General features: G+C 70.8%; 11 protein-coding genes. 6 read left to right on the top strand and 5 right to left on the bottom strand.

All coding sequences use genetic code 11. The features are described 5' to 3' along the window. Positions 1–2 precede the first annotated feature (2 nt). Together A9977_RS08805 and ppc are read right to left on the bottom strand one after the other, a co-directional pair. Positions 3–221, bottom strand: a complete 219-nt coding sequence (locus tag A9977_RS08805; protein ID WP_183024516.1) for a hypothetical protein — start codon at positions 219–221, stop codon at positions 3–5. A gap of 171 nt (positions 222–392) precedes the next feature. Further along, a complete protein-coding gene (gene ppc, locus A9977_RS08800) occupies positions 393–3,251 on the bottom strand; it encodes a phosphoenolpyruvate carboxylase (protein ID WP_183024515.1) in 2,859 nt (952 codons plus the stop codon). A 97-nt stretch (positions 3,252–3,348) separates the two neighbouring features. Between ppc and hemC the strand changes: the two genes are divergently transcribed. The 6 genes from hemC (at position 3,349) to A9977_RS08770 (ending at position 11,054) form a co-directional block, all read left to right on the top strand. After that, entirely contained in the window at positions 3,349–4,254 is a 906-nt protein-coding gene (gene hemC / locus A9977_RS08795; protein WP_183024514.1) for a hydroxymethylbilane synthase, read from the top strand. Between the two features lie 7 nt (positions 4,255–4,261). Continuing rightward, complete coding sequence (locus A9977_RS08790; protein ID WP_183024513.1) at positions 4,262–5,032, top strand: uroporphyrinogen-III synthase; 771 nt, start codon at positions 4,262–4,264, stop codon at positions 5,030–5,032. Beyond that, positions 5,029–6,114 carry a uroporphyrinogen-III C-methyltransferase gene (locus A9977_RS08785; RefSeq protein ID WP_183024512.1) on the top strand — a complete coding sequence of 362 codons (1,086 nt, stop codon included), beginning with the start codon at positions 5,029–5,031 and terminating at the stop codon, positions 6,112–6,114. Before A9977_RS08790 ends, A9977_RS08785 begins: the two co-directional genes overlap by 4 nt. A 3-nt stretch (positions 6,115–6,117) precedes the next feature. Then, positions 6,118–7,398 (top strand): heme biosynthesis protein HemY, encoded by a 1,281-nt coding sequence (locus A9977_RS08780; protein ID WP_183024511.1) that lies wholly within the window; start codon positions 6,118–6,120, stop codon positions 7,396–7,398. A gap of 226 nt (positions 7,399–7,624) precedes the next feature. Beyond that, positions 7,625–8,779, top strand: coding sequence for a polysaccharide biosynthesis/export family protein (locus A9977_RS08775; RefSeq protein ID WP_220811623.1), 1,155 nt, complete (start codon positions 7,625–7,627; stop codon positions 8,777–8,779). A gap of 19 nt (positions 8,780–8,798) precedes the next feature. Continuing rightward, positions 8,799–11,054: a polysaccharide biosynthesis tyrosine autokinase gene (locus tag A9977_RS08770; protein ID WP_183024509.1), complete on the top strand. Its 2,256-nt coding sequence runs from the start codon at positions 8,799–8,801 to the stop codon at positions 11,052–11,054. Between the two features lie 87 nt (positions 11,055–11,141). Here the strand turns inward: A9977_RS08770 and A9977_RS08765 are convergent, their stop codons facing one another. From A9977_RS08765 to A9977_RS08755, 3 genes are read right to left on the bottom strand one after another with little or no spacing between them, the layout of a single operon-like run. Next, the gene (locus A9977_RS08765; RefSeq protein WP_183024508.1) at positions 11,142–12,374 is read right to left on the bottom strand and encodes a glycosyltransferase WbuB; all 1,233 of its coding nucleotides are present in this window, start codon (positions 12,372–12,374) and stop codon (positions 11,142–11,144) included. Between the two features lie 49 nt (positions 12,375–12,423). Further along, positions 12,424–13,791, bottom strand: coding sequence for an O-antigen ligase (locus A9977_RS08760; RefSeq protein WP_183024507.1), 1,368 nt, complete (start codon positions 13,789–13,791; stop codon positions 12,424–12,426). Then, positions 13,788–14,768, bottom strand: a complete 981-nt coding sequence (locus A9977_RS08755; RefSeq protein ID WP_183024506.1) for a hypothetical protein — start codon at positions 14,766–14,768, stop codon at positions 13,788–13,790. The genes A9977_RS08760 and A9977_RS08755 overlap by 4 nt, the downstream gene beginning before the upstream one ends. Between the last annotated feature and the right edge of the window lie 10 nt (positions 14,769–14,778).

Here is a 14,778-nt window from a genome sequence, read left to right as displayed (position 1 = left end):
GATCAGGCAGCGACTGCGAATCCGATGCCGAGGACGACCGCCGCGCAGGCCAGGGTGACGATGCGTCCGGCGGCCATCGCGCGGACATGCTGCAGATGGCCTCTCGCCGCGGACCAGCGGCCCTGCGCCCGCGCGCACTGGTGCATGTGGGACGCCAGTGCATCGACGTCGGTGCGGACGAAGTCGATCTTCGACGGGGCGAGGGAGTGCGGGTAAGACATGACACGGTTTCCTGTGAGGACGTTGTTTCAACCACCGCGCGAGAGAGAGCGAAAGCCACTGACGTAGGAGACAGGGTACTCCCTGTGTCAAGTTCTTCGCATCGCGGCGACTTTCGACACCGTGTGTAGGAGGCGGCCCACATGCCCGCGCACGCGGGCCGCCGGGGCCTGTCAGCCCGTGTTGCGCAACCCCGCAGCCACGCCGTTGATCGAGATGTGGATGCCGCGCTGCAGCCGCTCGCCGCCTTCGCCCGCGCGGTAGCGCCGCATCAGTTCGACCTGCAGGTGGTGCAGCGGATCGATGTAGGGGAAGCGGTGGCGCACCGAGCGCTGCATCTCGGCATTGCCCTCGAGCCGCTGCTTGGCGCCGGTGATCAGCGTGAGCGCGTCCGAGGTGCGGTGCCACTCGGACTCGATCATGCCGAACACCTTCTGGCGCAGCTTGCGGTCGGCCACCAGCTCCGAGTAGCGCGAGGCCAGCGCGAGGTCGCTCTTGGCCAGCACCATGTCCATGTTCGACAGCAAGGTGCGGAAGAAGGGCCACTGCGCGTACATGCGCTGCAGCAGCGCCTGGCGCTCCTTCTTGGCCGCGGCGTTGGGCGCGCCGGCCACGAACTGCTCGATGGCCGAGCCGAAACCGTACCAGCCCGGCAGCGTGAGCCGGCACTGGCCCCAGCTGAAGCTCCAGGGCACGGCGCGCAGGTCCTCGATGCTGCGGCTGGGGTTGCGCGAAGCGGGCCGCGAGCCGATGTTGAGCTCGGCGATCTCGCGGATCGGCGTGGCGCTGAAGAAGTAGTCGCCGAAGCCCGGGGTCTCGTAGACCAGCTTGCGGTAGGCCGCCATGCTGGCGGCCGAGAGCTCGGCCGCCGCGCCCAGGAAGGCCGCGGGCGCGGCCTTGCCGGCCGGCAGCAGCGTGGCTTCGAGCGTGGCGGCCACCAGCGTTTCCAGGTTGCGCCGGCCGATCTCGCGGTTGGCGTACTTGGAGCCGATGACCTCGCCCTGTTCGGTCAGCCGGATCTGGCCGCGCACCGTGCCCGGCGGCTGCGCGAGGATCGCCTGGTAGCTGGGGCCGCCGCCACGGCCCACGGTGCCGCCGCGGCCATGGAACATGCGCAGCCGGATCGGCGTGACGGCGTTCTTCTTGCCGCCCGCGGCCGGCGCGTTGAGTTCGTCGAACAGCGCCACCAGCGCGAGCCCGGTGCGGTAGAGCTCCCAGTTGCTGGTGAAGATGCCACCGTCCTTGTTGCTGTCGCTGTAGCCCAGCATCACGTCCTGCAGCGCGCCGGAGCGCTGGATCAGCGCCTTGATGCCCGGCAGCGCATAGAAGGCCCGCATGATCGGCGCGGCGTTGCGCAGGTCTTCGATGGTCTCGAACAGCGGCACCACGATCAGGTCGTGCACCGCGCTGTCGTCGAGCGTGCCGCGCAGCAGGCCCACTTCCTTCTGCAGCAGCAGCGCCTCCAACAGGTCGCTCACGGTTTCGGTGTGGCTGATGATGTAGTGGCGGATCGCGGCGGCACCGTAGCGCGCGCGCGAGGCGCGGGCCGCGGTGAAGATGGCCAGTTCGCTGTGCGTGAGCGGCGCGTACTGCGCATCGGGCACGCGCAGCGGGCGCGCTTCGTTGAGCAGGCGCAGCAGCAGCGTCTGCTTGGCGTCTTCGGCCAGCGCCGCGTATTCGGGCTCGATGCGCGCCTGCGCGAGCAGGTCGGCCACCACCGCCTCGTGCTTGTCCGAACTCTGGCGCAGGTCGACCGTGGCCAGGTGGAAGCCGAACACCTCCACCGCGCGGACCAGCGGGCCTAGGCGCTGCGCGATCAGCGCGGCGCCGTGCTTGTCGCTCAGCGACTCGGCGATGGTGCGCAGGTCGGCCAGGAAGGCCTCGGCGTTCGGGTAGGGGTTCTGCGGCGCGACCGCATGGCGCGCGGCCTCGCCGCCGGTGAGCTCGCGCAGCGTGGCCGCGAGGCGCGCATAGACGCCGGTCAGCGCGCGCCGGTAGGGCTCGTCGACGCGGTGCTCGCTGGCATCGGGCGAGCGCTCAGCCAGCGCCTGCATCTCGACCGACACGTCGACCAGCGTGGCCGACAGCGACAGTTCGCCGCCCAGGTAGTGCACCTCGGTGAGGTAGTGGCGCAGCACCAGTTCCGACTGGCGGCGCAGCGCGTACTCGAGCGTCTCGGCCGTGACGTTGGGGTTGCCGTCGCGGTCGCCGCCGATCCACTGGCCCATGCGCAGGAAGGGCGCGATGCCGTCGTGGCCCAGCGCGCGCTCGAGCTCGGCGTAGACGCGCGGGATCTCGCGCAGGAAGGTCGCCTCGTAGTAGCTCAGCGCGTTCTCGATCTCGTCGGCCACCGTGAGCTTGGAGAAGCGCAGCAGGCGGGTCTGCCAGAGCTGCGTGACGCGGATGCGGATCTGGCTTTCGTTCTCGGCGTACTCGCGCGGCGAGAGCGCGTCCTTCTTGCCCGCGAAGGCCTGCTGGCGCCAGCCGATCTCGTCGCGCGCGGTCAGCAACTGCGCGATGGCGCGCTCGGCATCCAGGATGCTCTTGCGCTGCACTTCGGTCGGGTGCGCGGTCAGCACCGGCGAGACGTAGCTCTGGGCCAGCGACTCGACCACCGCAGCCGGCGACACGCCCGCCTTGCGGATGCGCGCCAGCGCGGTCTCGAGGCTGCCGTCGGGGCTCTCGCCCGCCCGGTCTTCCTCGGCGCGGCGGCGGATCTGGTGCCGGTCCTCGGCCAGGTTGGCCAGGTGGCTGAAGTAGGTGAAGGCGCGGATCACGCGCACCGTCTCGGCCGCGCTCAGGCCCTTGAGCAGGTTCTTCAGCGCGCGGTCGGCGGCCTGGTCGGCGTCGCGACGGAACGAGACCGACAGCGTGCGGACCTTCTCCACCAGCTCGTAGGTTTCCTTGCCTTCCTGTTCGCGGATGACATCGCCAAGAATTCGTCCCAGCAGCCGGATGTCGTCGATCAGTGGTTGGTCTTCACTGCGTGCGCGTCGGGGTGCGGGGGCCGGCGCTTTCTTGCCTGTCGTCATTCGCGTTTTCTCCTCGGTGGAACGGGTATGCCGACAGCGTTGCTGCGGCGCAACATGCTAGCATCCCGCGGGTCATCTTCATCACTGGATATCGGCTTTGAGCAACATCGTGATCGCGACGCGCGAAAGCCGTCTGGCCCTCTGGCAGGCTGAACATGTTCAGGCGCTGCTGCAAGAACGAGGCCACACCGTCAGCCTGCTCGGCATGACCACCCGCGGCGACCAGATCCTGGACCGCTCGCTGAGCAAGGTCGGCGGCAAGGGGCTGTTCGTCAAGGAACTGGAACTCGCACTCGAGGAAGGGCGCGCCGACATCGCCGTCCATTCGCTCAAGGACGTGCCGATGGACCTGCCCGAAGGCTTCGCGCTGGCCTGCGTGCTCGAGCGTGAGGACCCGCGCGACGCCTTCGTCTCGCCGCGCTACGCCACGCTCGACGAACTGCCGCAGGGCGCGGTGGTCGGCACCTCCAGCCTGCGCCGCGTGGTGCTGCTGCGCGCGCTGCGGCCCGACCTGCGCATCGAACCCCTGCGCGGCAACCTCGACACCCGGCTGCGCAAGCTGGACGAAGGCCACTACGACGCGATCATCCTGGCGGCCGCGGGCCTGATGCGGCTGGGCCTGGCCGAGCGCATCCGCACGGCCTTCGCGCCCGAGACCATGCTGCCGGCCGCGGGGCAGGGCGCACTGGGCATCGAGATCCGCGCCGACCGCACCGACCTGCTGGAACTGCTCGCGCCGCTGGCGAGCCGCCGCGACGGCCTGGCCACGGCCGCCGAGCGCGCCGTGAGCCGCACCATGGGCGGCAGCTGCTCGATGCCGCTGGCCGCGCATGCGCGCTGGCAGCCCGACGGCCGGCTGCGCATCGAGGCCGCCTGGGGCGACGCCGAAGGTTCGGCCGCCCTGTTGCAGGCCGAGACCACCGGCCCGGTCGACGACCCGGCCCAGGCCGAGGCGCTGGGCGTGTCGGTGGCGGCGCAACTGCGCGCGGCCGGCGCGCGCTGACCGGGCGATGCCGAGCACCCGCCGCGTGATCGTCACGCGCCCGGCGCGCGAGGCGCAACGCTGGATCGCGGAATTGCAGGGCACGGGCCTGGAGGCCGTGGCGCTGCCGCTGATCGTGATCGACACGGTCGCGGAGGCCGACGCGCTGCAGGCCGTGCGCGAGCGCCTGGCCGACTGGTCGGCGCTGATGTTCGTCAGCGCGGCCGCGGCCACGCACTTCTTCCAGGGCGTGACGCTGGGCGCCGACCTGCCGCGCTGCTGGGCCACCGGGCCCGGCACGGTGCGCGGCCTGCGCGAGGCCGGCGTGCCTGCGGCGGGCATCGACGCGCCCCCGGCCGGCGCCGAGCAGTTCGATTCCGAGACCCTGTGGGCCGATGTGCGCGCCCAGGTCGGGCCGGGCACGCGGGTGCTGATCGTGCGCGGCGGCAACGCCGCGGGAGCGCCCATCGGCCGCGGCTGGCTGGCGCGGGAGATCGAGGCCGCGGGGGGCCGGATCGACACCGTCGTGGCCTACCGCCGGCTGCCACCGGTGCTGGGCGAGGCCGAGCGGCAACTGGCGAGCGCGGCCGCCACCGACGGCAGCGTCTGGCTGTTCAGCAGCGGGGAAGCCATCGCCAACCTGCGCGCGGCCCTGCCCGGCCTGCGCTGGGACCGGGCCCGCGCCGTCGCCACCCATCCCCGCATCGGCGAGGCCGCGCGCGCCGCCGGTTTCGGTTCGGTGCAGGTCGCGCCGCCCGGACAGGCGGCGCTGATCGCGTCGATAGAATCGTTCGCATGAGTCAAGCGCTGCCGCCCCCCGAAGAACTCGCATCCGATGCCGCACCGCGGACCGTGGTGCCGGTCGTGGGGCATGCGCCGGCCGCGCTCGGCGCGCTGGTGCTGTCGCGCATCTTCCTCGGCCTGCTGGCCCTGCTCACGCTGATCGCGCTGGTGACGGTGCTGGTGCTGTGGCAGAAGGTCGGCGGCATGCAGGAACAGCTCGCGCGCCAGAGCGGCGATTCGCTGGCGCAGTCGCTCGAGGCGCGCACGCTCGCGCGCCAGGCCAACGAGACGGTGCGCGACACCGCCGCGCGGCTGGCGCTGGCCGAGGGCCGGCTGGCCGAGGTGACGCTGCAGCGTTCGCAGCTCGAGGAGCTGATGCAGAGCCTGTCGCGCTCGCGCGACGAGAACCTGGTGGTCGACATCGAGTCGACGCTGCGCCTGGCGCTGCAGCAGGCGCAGACCACCGGCAACGTCGAGCCGCTGCTGGCCGCGCTCAAGGCCGCCGACGTGCGCATCACGCGCGCCGCGCAACCGCGGCTGGCGCCGCTGCAGCGGGCCATCCAGCGCGACGCCGACCGCCTGCGCGCCTCGGCCAGCAGCGACGGCGGCGATGCGCTGCTCAAACTCGACGAACTGATGCGCGGTGTCGACGACCTGCCGACGCTCAATGCGGTGGCGGTGCGCCACGGCGGCGGCGCCAACGCCTGGCAGCCCGAGCCGATCCCGGCCGACGCGCCCTGGTGGGAGCGCCTGCTGCTCACGGTGCGCGGCGAAGCCCGTTCGCTGGTGCGCGTGGGGCGCATCGAACGGCCCGAGGCCGTGCTGCTGGCGCCCGACCAGAGCTTCTTCCTGCGCGAGAACCTCAAGCTCAAGCTGCTCAACATCCGCCTCGCGCTGCTGTCGCGCCAGGCCGAGACCGCGCGCAGCGAACTCGCGCTGGTGGCCGGTTCGCTCAACCGCTATTTCGATCCCGCGTCGCGCCGCGTGCAGACGGCCGCCACGCTGTTGCAGCAACTGCAGCTGCAGGTGCGCACCGCGGAGCCCCCGCGCGTCGACGAAACGCTCGCCGCGCTGGCCACGGCGGCGGCCGGTCGCTGAGCGATGCGCGCCGCACTCTGGCTCCTCGCGCTGTTCGGCATTGCGGCCGCGGTGGCGCTGTTCGCCGGCAACAACCAGGGCACGGTCACGGTGTTCTGGCCGCCGTGGCGGGTCGACCTGTCGCTCAACCTGGTGCTGCTGCTGCTGGCCGGCGCCTTCGTGCTGCTCTATGCCGCCCTGCGCGCGCTGGCGGCGCTGCTGTCCTTGCCGCACCAGGCGCGCCAATGGCGGGTGCAGCAGAAGGAACGCGCGCTGCATTCCTCGCTGCTCGACGCCATGGTGCAGCTGATCGCCGGGCGTTTCTCGCGCGCCCGCAAGGCGGCGCTGGCCGCGCTGGCGCAGGAGCGCGCGCTCGAGGGGCTCGACGTGTCCCTGCCGCAGGCGCGCCAGCTGCGGGTGCTGTCGCACCTGCTGGCCGCCGAAAGCGCGCAATCCCTGCAGGACCGGCCGGCGCGCGATGCCCATCTCCAGCTGGCGCTCAACGAGAGCGCCGAGCGCGGCGTGCTCAGCCCCGAGACCCGCGAAGGCGTGCAACTGCGATCGGCCCGCTGGGCCCTCGAAGACCGCGACCCGGCCGCCGCGCTGGCGCGCCTGGAAGAGCTGCCGCAGGGCGTGCAGCGGCGCACGCTGGCCCTGCGCCTGCATCTCAAGGCGGCGCGGCAGGAGCGCCGCACGCTCGAGGCCCTGCAGACGGCGCGCCTGCTGGCCAAGCACCGGGCCTTCTCCGAGGCCGCGGCGCGAAGCATCGTGCGCGGCCTGGCGACCGAGGTGCTGTCGGATTCCCATGACGCGGCGCAACTGCTGCGTGCCTGGGGCGCGTTGGAGAGCAACGAACGGGAGATGCCCGAAGTCGCGATCCAGGCCGCCCAGCGCATGGTGCTGCTCAACGGCGACCTGGCGGTGGCCCGCAGCTGGCTGCTGCCGGTGTGGGAGCGGATGGTCGAGCAGCCGCGCAGCCTGGGCGACGGCTTGCGCGTGCGGCTCACGCGGGCCCTGGAGGCGGGCCTGGATTCGGTCGACGCCGACTGGCTGGCGCGCATCGAATCGGCCCAGCGCAACAACCCGCGCGACGCCAACCTGCAGTACCTGGCCGGCATGGCCTGCATGAAGCGGCAGCTGTGGGGCAAGGCCCAGCAGCTGCTGACGCAGGCCGGCCTGGGCCTGCAGGACACCGAACTCTACCGGCGCGCCTGGCTGGCACTGGCCCAACTGGCCGAAGCGCGCGATGATGCGCCGCAGGCTCTGGCGGCCTGGAAGCGCGCGGCGCAGACGGAAAACCTCTAGGGCTTCCTGGGTATCCCAAGGGACGGTACGGCGCGCGCAGCCAGCCCGCGGCGCCGGGGTGAGTCGCTCTTTTCTTCACTTTCGACCCGGTCATCGTGACCTTGTGCACGATCGCGCCGGCCACTGTCGGCGATACCCCAAGAAACAATTTGAAGGAATCATGTGACCTGCTGTACAGTCGGAACTGTTTCCAAAAGTATTCATTTTGGTTTCTGTGGAGTCCGGTTTGAAAAGTTTTGTAGTACACGCTGCTCTGTTCGTCTCTGCCGCCCTGGTGCTGCAGGGCTGTGCTCCGCTCGCCCCCGGCTTCAGCTCGGCCAGCAGCGAGGCCAGCAAAGCCGTGTCGCCCTCGGGCTATGCGGGCCCCAATGACGACCCGCCGCCCGCCGGCGCCCTGACCGCCATCACCCCGGCGCTCATCCAGGCGCAGAACAAGGCCGTCTCGGCCGGCATCGGCCCCGAGGTGCTGGCGCTGATCGGCAACCCCGAGGCCTACCGCATTGGCCCGGGCGACGTGATCGGCATCGTGGTCTACGACCATCCGGAGATTGCCTTCAGCAGCACGCCGGCGACCACCGTGGCCGATCCGGCGAGCATCTCGCCCGCGCCGGGCTTCATCGTCTCGGACACCGGCCAGCTGACCTTTCCCTATGCCGGTCCGCTCAATGCCGCCGGCATGACGGTGCAGCAGATCGAGGACACGCTGGTCCAGCGCCTGTCCCGCGTCTTCAAGAAACCCCAGCTGAGCGTGCGCGTGACCGCCTTCCGCAGCAAGCGCGCCTATGTCGAAGGCGAAGTGCGCTCGCCGGGCCTGCTGGTGTTCACCGACATTCCCATGACGCTGGCCGAAGCGCTCAACCGCGCCGGCGGGCTGCTGCCCAACGGCGACCGTTCCTTCGTGACCCTGACGCGCAACGGCGTCACCACCACGCTGGACCTGGTGGGCCTGGCCGGCGCGGGCGTCGACCCGACCCGCATTCCGCTGAAGAACGGCGACATGGTGATGGTGCGCGGGCGCGACGAGCGCAAGGTCACGGTGATGGGCGAGGTCCTGCAGCAGGCCGCCATCCCGATGCGCAACGGCCGCCTGAGCCTCAACGAGGCGCTGAGCGAGGTCGGCGGCGTCAACCTGAGCTCGGCCAACCCGCGCCAGATCTACGTCGTGCGCAACGAGCCCAAGGGCGGCCAGTCGCTGTTCCATCTCGATGCGCGCACGCCCACGGCGCTGGCGCTGGCCGACCAGTTCGCGCTGCGGCCGAGGGATGTGGTCTATGTCGATCCCGTGCCGCTGGTGCAGTGGAACCGCGTGATCAGTCTCATCCTGCCCTCGACCGCGACCGCCACCTCGGTGCGCGACCTGTCGCGGCCGTCGACGCGCTGATTTTCAGAGTATCCAGCCGATGAATTCCACCACTCCTTATTCCAACACCGACCTGCCCACAGCCAGCGAGGGCGGCGGTGACGTGGACTTCGGTCGCTACGTCGACGTGCTGCGCGCGCAGAAGTGGGTGATCCTGGCGATCACGCTGGTGGTGCTGGCGATCGGCATCGCCTACGCCCTGCTGGCGCGACCGGTCTACGAGACCGCCGTGGTCGTGCAGGTCGAGGATGGCAACGGCAACAACTCCAAGGGCGTGCTCAACGAGGCCGCCGGCCTGTTCGACCTGCGCACCCCGACCAGCGCCGAGATGGAGATCATCCGTTCGCGCATGGTGGTGGCACCCGCGGTCGAGGCCAGCAAGCTCTACATCGCGAGTTCACCGCGCTACATCCCCTACATCGGCGGCTGGATGGCGCGCCGCTCGAACGGGCTGTCGGAGCCGGGCTTCCTGGGCCTCAAGGGCTATGTGTCGGGCACCGAGCAGATCGTCGCCTCGAGCTTCGACGTGCCCGAGGGCCTGGAGGGTTCGGAGTTCCGCGTGACGGCCCTGGGCGGCGGCCGCTACAGCCTGACGAATCCGCGCCTCGCGGCGCCGCTCGAAGGCACCGTCGGCACGCTGCTGAAGTCGCAGACCGACGAGGGCACGGTCGAGCTCATGATCGACCGGCTGTCCGGCAAGGCAGGCGCGGAATTCGACCTGGTCCGGCATCGCAAGTCCGGTGTCGTGGCCGAGGTGCAGGCCGGCCTGTCGCTCTACGAGCGCGGCAAGCAGTCGGGCATCATCGAGGTGTCGACGCGCGGCAACAACCCTTACCAGATCACCCGCGTGCTGAACGCGGTCGGCGCCCAGTACGTGCGCCAGAACATCGAACGCAAGGCGGCCGAGGCGCAGAAGACGCTGGCCTTCCTCGACGTGCAGCTGCCGCAGTTCAAGCGCCAGCTCGAGGCTTCCGAAGAGATCTACAACCGCTTCCGCAACCAGAAGGCCACCGTCGCCTTCGGCGAAGAGGCCACGGCCATCCTGGGCGAGGCGGTGGACCGCCAGAGCAAGCTGCTCGAGGCGCAGCAGCGCCGGCGCGAACTCGAGAGCCGCTTCACCGCCGAGCATCCGTCGGTGCAGACGCTCGACGCGCAGATCGCCGCGCTGCAGCGCGACATCGGCAACATCCAGACGCGCATCAAGGGCCTGCCGGCGATCCAGCAGGAAGCCGTGCGGATGGAGCGCGACGTCAAGGTCAACACCGAGCTCTACCAGTCGCTGCTGAACAACGCACTGCAGTTGCGACTGGTGAAGGAAGGCAAGGTCGGCAACGTGCGCGTGCTCGATGAGGCCCTGGTGCCGACACTGCCGGTCAAGCCCCGTCGCTCGGTCATCGTCGGCGCGGCGCTGGCATTGGGCCTGTTCCTGGGCATCGTCGCCGCCTACCTGCGCAATGCCTTCATCGAGCAGCGCATCCGGGATCCGCATGAAGTCGAGAGCCACAGCGGGCTGCCGGTCTTCTCCACCATCCCGCTGAGCAATGCGCAGGACGGCATCGCCAAGCGCCGGCTCACCGGTGCGACCGGCGTGCGCCTGCTGGCCATCGAGCACCCGGACGACCCGGCGGTCGAGAGCCTGCGCAGCCTGCGCACCGCGATGCAGTTCGCGATGCTGGAAGCGCCCAACAACCGGGTGCTGATCACCGGCGCGACGCCCGGCGTGGGCAAGAGCTTCGTCACGGCCAACTTCGCGGCCTTGATGGCGGCCGCGGGCAAGCGCACGCTGCTGATCGACGCCGATCTGCGGCGCGGCCATGCGCACCAGTACTTCGGGCTGCAGCGCCATGGCGGCCTGTCGGAACTGATCGCCGGCAGCCTGACCGTGCAGCAGACCGTGCACCGCCAGGTGGTGCCCGACCTCGACTTCCTGGCCACCGGCCAGCTGCCGCCGAACCCCTCGGAGCTGCTGGTGTCGGAGTCCTTCAAGTCGATGCTGGAGAAACTCTCGGAGCTGTACGACCTGATCGTGATCGACACCCCGCCGGTGCTGGTGGCGGCCGACACGATGACCGTGGCGGCGCACGCAGGCACGGTGCTGCTGGTGGCGCGCGCCGACCAGTCGACCATGGGCGAGCTGCGCGAAAGCACGCGCCGCCTGGCCCTGGGCGGCCGCGCCGCGACCGGTGTGCTGCTCAACGCCATGGACGTCGAGCGCCGCGCCTACACGCCCTACAAGTACGGGCGCTACCGCTACACCAACTACAACTACGACAGCATCCTGCCCGACGAGCAGTGAGATCCGGCGGGGCGGCATGCCCCGTCCGCCCATGAAAAAACCGCCCCTCGAGGCGGTTTTTTCATGGGCGGTGCCAGGACAGGCCGCTCAGTCCACGCGCCGGCCGATGCAGTCCTGCAGGTCGCGTTCGAAACGCGCCAGCACCGCGTCGCGGTCCAGGCGCTCCTCGGCATAGCGGCGGGCGCGCAGGCCGAGTTCGCGGCGCAGCGCGGGATCGGCGGCCAGCTGCAGCAGGGCTTCGGCGAAGGCCGCGGCGTCTTCCGGCGGCACGATGCGCCCGCATTGCGCCACCACCTGGCCCAGCTCCGTTTCGGGCCGCGCGCCGGCCAGCACCGGCCGGCCGCTGCTGAGCATGCCGGTGAGCTTCGAGGGCATGACCAGGTCGGCCGCATCGGCGCGCTGCGGCAGCAGGTGGACGTCGGCCAGGCCCAGCAGGTCGCCCAGGCGCTCGACCGGCTGGAGGTCGATGAAGCGCACGCTGTCGAGCCCGGCGCAGCGCGCCATCAGCGCGTCGCGGCCGGCGCCGCCGCCGCAGAAGACGAACACGATGTCGGTCCGCGCGCGCAAGGCGAGCGCGAGGTCCGCCAGCAGTTCGAGGCCCTGCTTGGCGCCCATGTTGCCGGCATAGAGCGCGACCACGGCATCGTCGGCGATGCCGAGTTCGGCGCGGTAGGGGCTCGGTCCCGCCAGCGGCCGGATGGCCGAGATGTCGGCCCAGTTGGGGAAGGACAGCAGCCGCGTGGCCTGCACGCCCTTGGCGCTGGCGCGCTCGAGCATGCGCTGCGAGATGGTCGAGACGCGGTCGAAGCGGCCCAGCAGCCAGCGCTCGGCGCCGGCCACGAAGGACCGCAGGCGGGCCCCCTTGAGCAGGCCCAGCTCGAAGGCCGCATCGACCTCGTAGTCCTGGATGTGCAGCCAGGCCTTGGCCGAGCGCAGCCGTGCGAAGGCCAGCCCGGCCGGGGTGCAGAACAGCGGCGGCTCGGTCATCCAGATCACGTCGGGCTTCCAGCGCCACTGGGCCAGCAGCGCGGGGATGCTGGCCAGCGCGAAGCTCGCCAGGTGCAGCAGCCGGCGCGTCCCGTTGACCTTGGTGGGCACCCACAGCGGGGTGCGGAACACCTGCGCGCCGTGCCAGGTCTCGCGGGCGTAGCGCGTCGCGCTGTAGCCCGCATGCACCTTCCACTCGGGGTAATAGGGCGGGGCGGTGATCACGCGCACTTCGTGCCCGCGTGCACTCAGCCAGGCCACCATTTCGCCGCTGTACTTTCCGATGCCGGTGAGTTCGGGCGCGAAGTTGATGCCGTAGACGAGGAGTTTCATCGGTGCGAAAAAGGGGAAGAGGCGGATCGGCGTCCGTCGCAGCCACCGCTCACTTGGAGGGCAATCGCACCGGGAAGAAATCGTTCGAAGGATAGCGGAACAGCAGCAGGAAGTAAGCCAGCAGCAGGCCCAGGAGTGCGTTGGCCGTGAGCTGGCCGATGGCCGGCCAGGTCATGAGCGAGATCACCAGCGTCAGCCACACGAGGATCGGGAAGCCGCTGTGCCGCTGGGCCGACAGCCGGATGCTGGAGACCAGCGCCGTCAGCAGCAGCAGCACCTTGAGGGCGATGAAGGCGAAGCCCAGCAGGCCGCCCTCGAGCAGGATGCGGCCGGTCTCCGATTCGGCCAGGCCGAAGTTGGTGGCGCTCGCGTTGAGCGCGGTCGCGAGGTTCGAGCCCGCGCCCAGGCCGGCGCCCAGCCAGGTCGAGGCACCGAACACGTTCGGCTCGCCGATGAAGGTGGCGAGCAGGCGGTCGGCGAAATCCTCGCCGCTGGCGGCCTGCTCGAAGCGTTGCTGCGTGACCTGCACCGCGTCGGAGAGGAAGAACACGAAGGCCGCGGTCAGCACGCAGGCCACCAGCGCCGCGCCCAGCGCCGCCGGCTTGTCGCGGTTGCGGGCGAACAGCACCCGCGTGGCGAGGTAGGCGGCCAGCATGAAGGCGGCCGAGAGCACCGCCGCGCGCGAGCCGCTCATCAGGCTGCACAGCAGGAAGGCGCCGAAGCCGAGGAAGGCGAACAGGCGCTGGCGACGGCCCTGCTTGCGGGCCGCGAGCACGCCGAAGACCAGCGGCGCCGCCATGATCAGGTAGGTGGCGTAGCCCGAGGTGAAGCTGAAGGTGCCGGTGGTCCGCACCACGCCGGCGATGGCCACGAACACGGTGTCCTCGTCGCCGTCGAGCTGGCGGTTGATGGTGGCGCCGGGCGCCGAATAGTGCTGCAGCACCGCCAGCGGCGCCAGCACCATCACGGTGGCGACGACCAGCCGCACGGCCGCGCGGTAGTCGGCCTCGTTCATCGAGGCGGCGGCGGCCACGCCGAACCAGATGTAGAGCAGCCAGAAGCGCATGCCGATCAGGAACACGATCGGCGAGCTCTCGCCGGCCACCATCTGCATCAGCCCCCAGGCGATCACGCAGCAGGACCAGGCCAGCAGCGGCACCGTCACCTTGGCGTAGCGATGCAGCTGGCCCGACCAGGCGGCCTGGGCCACCACCGCCACGGCCAGCAGGTCGCGCAGACCGATCAACGGCAGCGTCAGCGACGACGCCACCCATTTGCGCATCGCGCCCTCGAACACCACGATCAGCAGCACCGCGATGAACATGCGGCCGGCCGCGCTGAGGGTCGACGCGCGGCCCGCGGCGCGGGCGCCCGGCGCGGCCGGCATCGGCTGGGAATAGACGGCACCCTGCTTCATGCGCGGGCCCTCCGGCTCAGCGCCTGCAGGGCCGCGGCGTGGGCCTGGATGCAGTGCGGCTCGTACCAGCGGCGCGCGGCCTGGCCGATGGCCTGCGGGTCCAGCCCCGGATCGCGCTCCAGCGCATCGAAGCCGGCGGCGTACTCGACATCGGGCCGCATGCCGTCGCAGGGCGCCAGGTCCTTGGTGAGCAGGATCGGGCAGGTGCCATGCGAGGCGTAGGCAGCGAAGATGCCGCTCTTGCCGACGAAGTCGGCGGGATAGGCCAGCGCGCCGTGGCGTGCCTGGGACAGGGCCCGGCTCACCTCCTTGGCCGGCAGCATGCCGCGCACCTGGACCCCTTCCTCGATCAGGCGGTTCGCCAGGGCGCGGTCCTGCAGCGGCGCACCGACGTCGTCGATGCGCAGGCCATGCCGTTTGGCGAAGCGGAAGATCTCGCCATCGTTCCAGGCATAGGCCGGTGCGCGCATGCCGGCGCTGCCGAAGACCACGATCGAGGCCTCGCGTTCGTGTTCGGCCGCGGCGGGCTCGCCCACGTTCGAGAACACGGGCAGCACGCGGTGTGGCGCCTCGGGCGCCTGTTCGCGCAGCCAATGGCCCGCGCGTTCGCGGTTGGTGAGCCAGAAGTCGGCCTGGCCTGCCAGCTCGCTGGCGATGCGCCGCTGCATGCCGCTGAGCCAGAAGGCCGAACGCCAGGGTGGGCCGGAGGCATAGAGCTCGTGAAAGACCACGCCGAACACGCGAAAGCGCTCGCGCAGGCTCGCGAGTTCCTTGAGCAGCCAGGAGGGAATGCCGCGCTTGTGATAGCCGTAGCCGCTGAAATGCAGCAGCAGCACGTCGCCCGACCAATCCCGGGTGTCGGTCTGGGCGGAGAGTTCGCGCACCGGCGCATGGATCGAACTGCCGACAATGGCGGCGTAGTCGCGCACCCCGCCGGTGCCGGGCGGAATCAGGGAGAGCGAGGTGGCAGCTTGCATGGGCGCTGGG

The sequence above is a fragment of the Variovorax sp. UMC13 genome, from assembly GCF_014170375.1.
In the GTDB taxonomy this organism is placed as follows: domain Bacteria; phylum Pseudomonadota; class Gammaproteobacteria; order Burkholderiales; family Burkholderiaceae_C; genus Variovorax.
This window is presented reverse-complemented; position numbering and strand designations above follow the sequence as displayed.

What these genes read in the sequence shown, in the direction of transcription:
- A9977_RS08770 (WP_183024509.1), top strand. Translation starts at nt 8,799, where the DNA reads ATGAATTCCACCACTCCTTATTCCAACACCGACCTGCCCACAGCCAGC.
- A9977_RS08760 (WP_183024507.1), bottom strand. Translation starts at nt 13,791, where the DNA reads ATGAAGCAGGGTGCCGTCTATTCCCAGCCGATGCCGGCCGCGCCGGGC.
- ppc (WP_183024515.1), bottom strand. Translation starts at nt 3,251, where the DNA reads ATGACGACAGGCAAGAAAGCGCCGGCCCCCGCACCCCGACGCGCACGC.
- A9977_RS08755 (WP_183024506.1), bottom strand. Translation starts at nt 14,768, where the DNA reads ATGCAAGCTGCCACCTCGCTCTCCCTGATTCCGCCCGGCACCGGCGGG.
- A9977_RS08805 (WP_183024516.1), bottom strand. Translation starts at nt 221, where the DNA reads ATGTCTTACCCGCACTCCCTCGCCCCGTCGAAGATCGACTTCGTCCGC.
- A9977_RS08780 (WP_183024511.1), top strand. Translation starts at nt 6,118, where the DNA reads ATGCGCGCCGCACTCTGGCTCCTCGCGCTGTTCGGCATTGCGGCCGCG.
- A9977_RS08785 (WP_183024512.1), top strand. Translation starts at nt 5,029, where the DNA reads ATGAGTCAAGCGCTGCCGCCCCCCGAAGAACTCGCATCCGATGCCGCA.
- A9977_RS08790 (WP_183024513.1), top strand. Translation starts at nt 4,262, where the DNA reads ATGCCGAGCACCCGCCGCGTGATCGTCACGCGCCCGGCGCGCGAGGCG.
- A9977_RS08765 (WP_183024508.1), bottom strand. Translation starts at nt 12,374, where the DNA reads ATGAAACTCCTCGTCTACGGCATCAACTTCGCGCCCGAACTCACCGGC.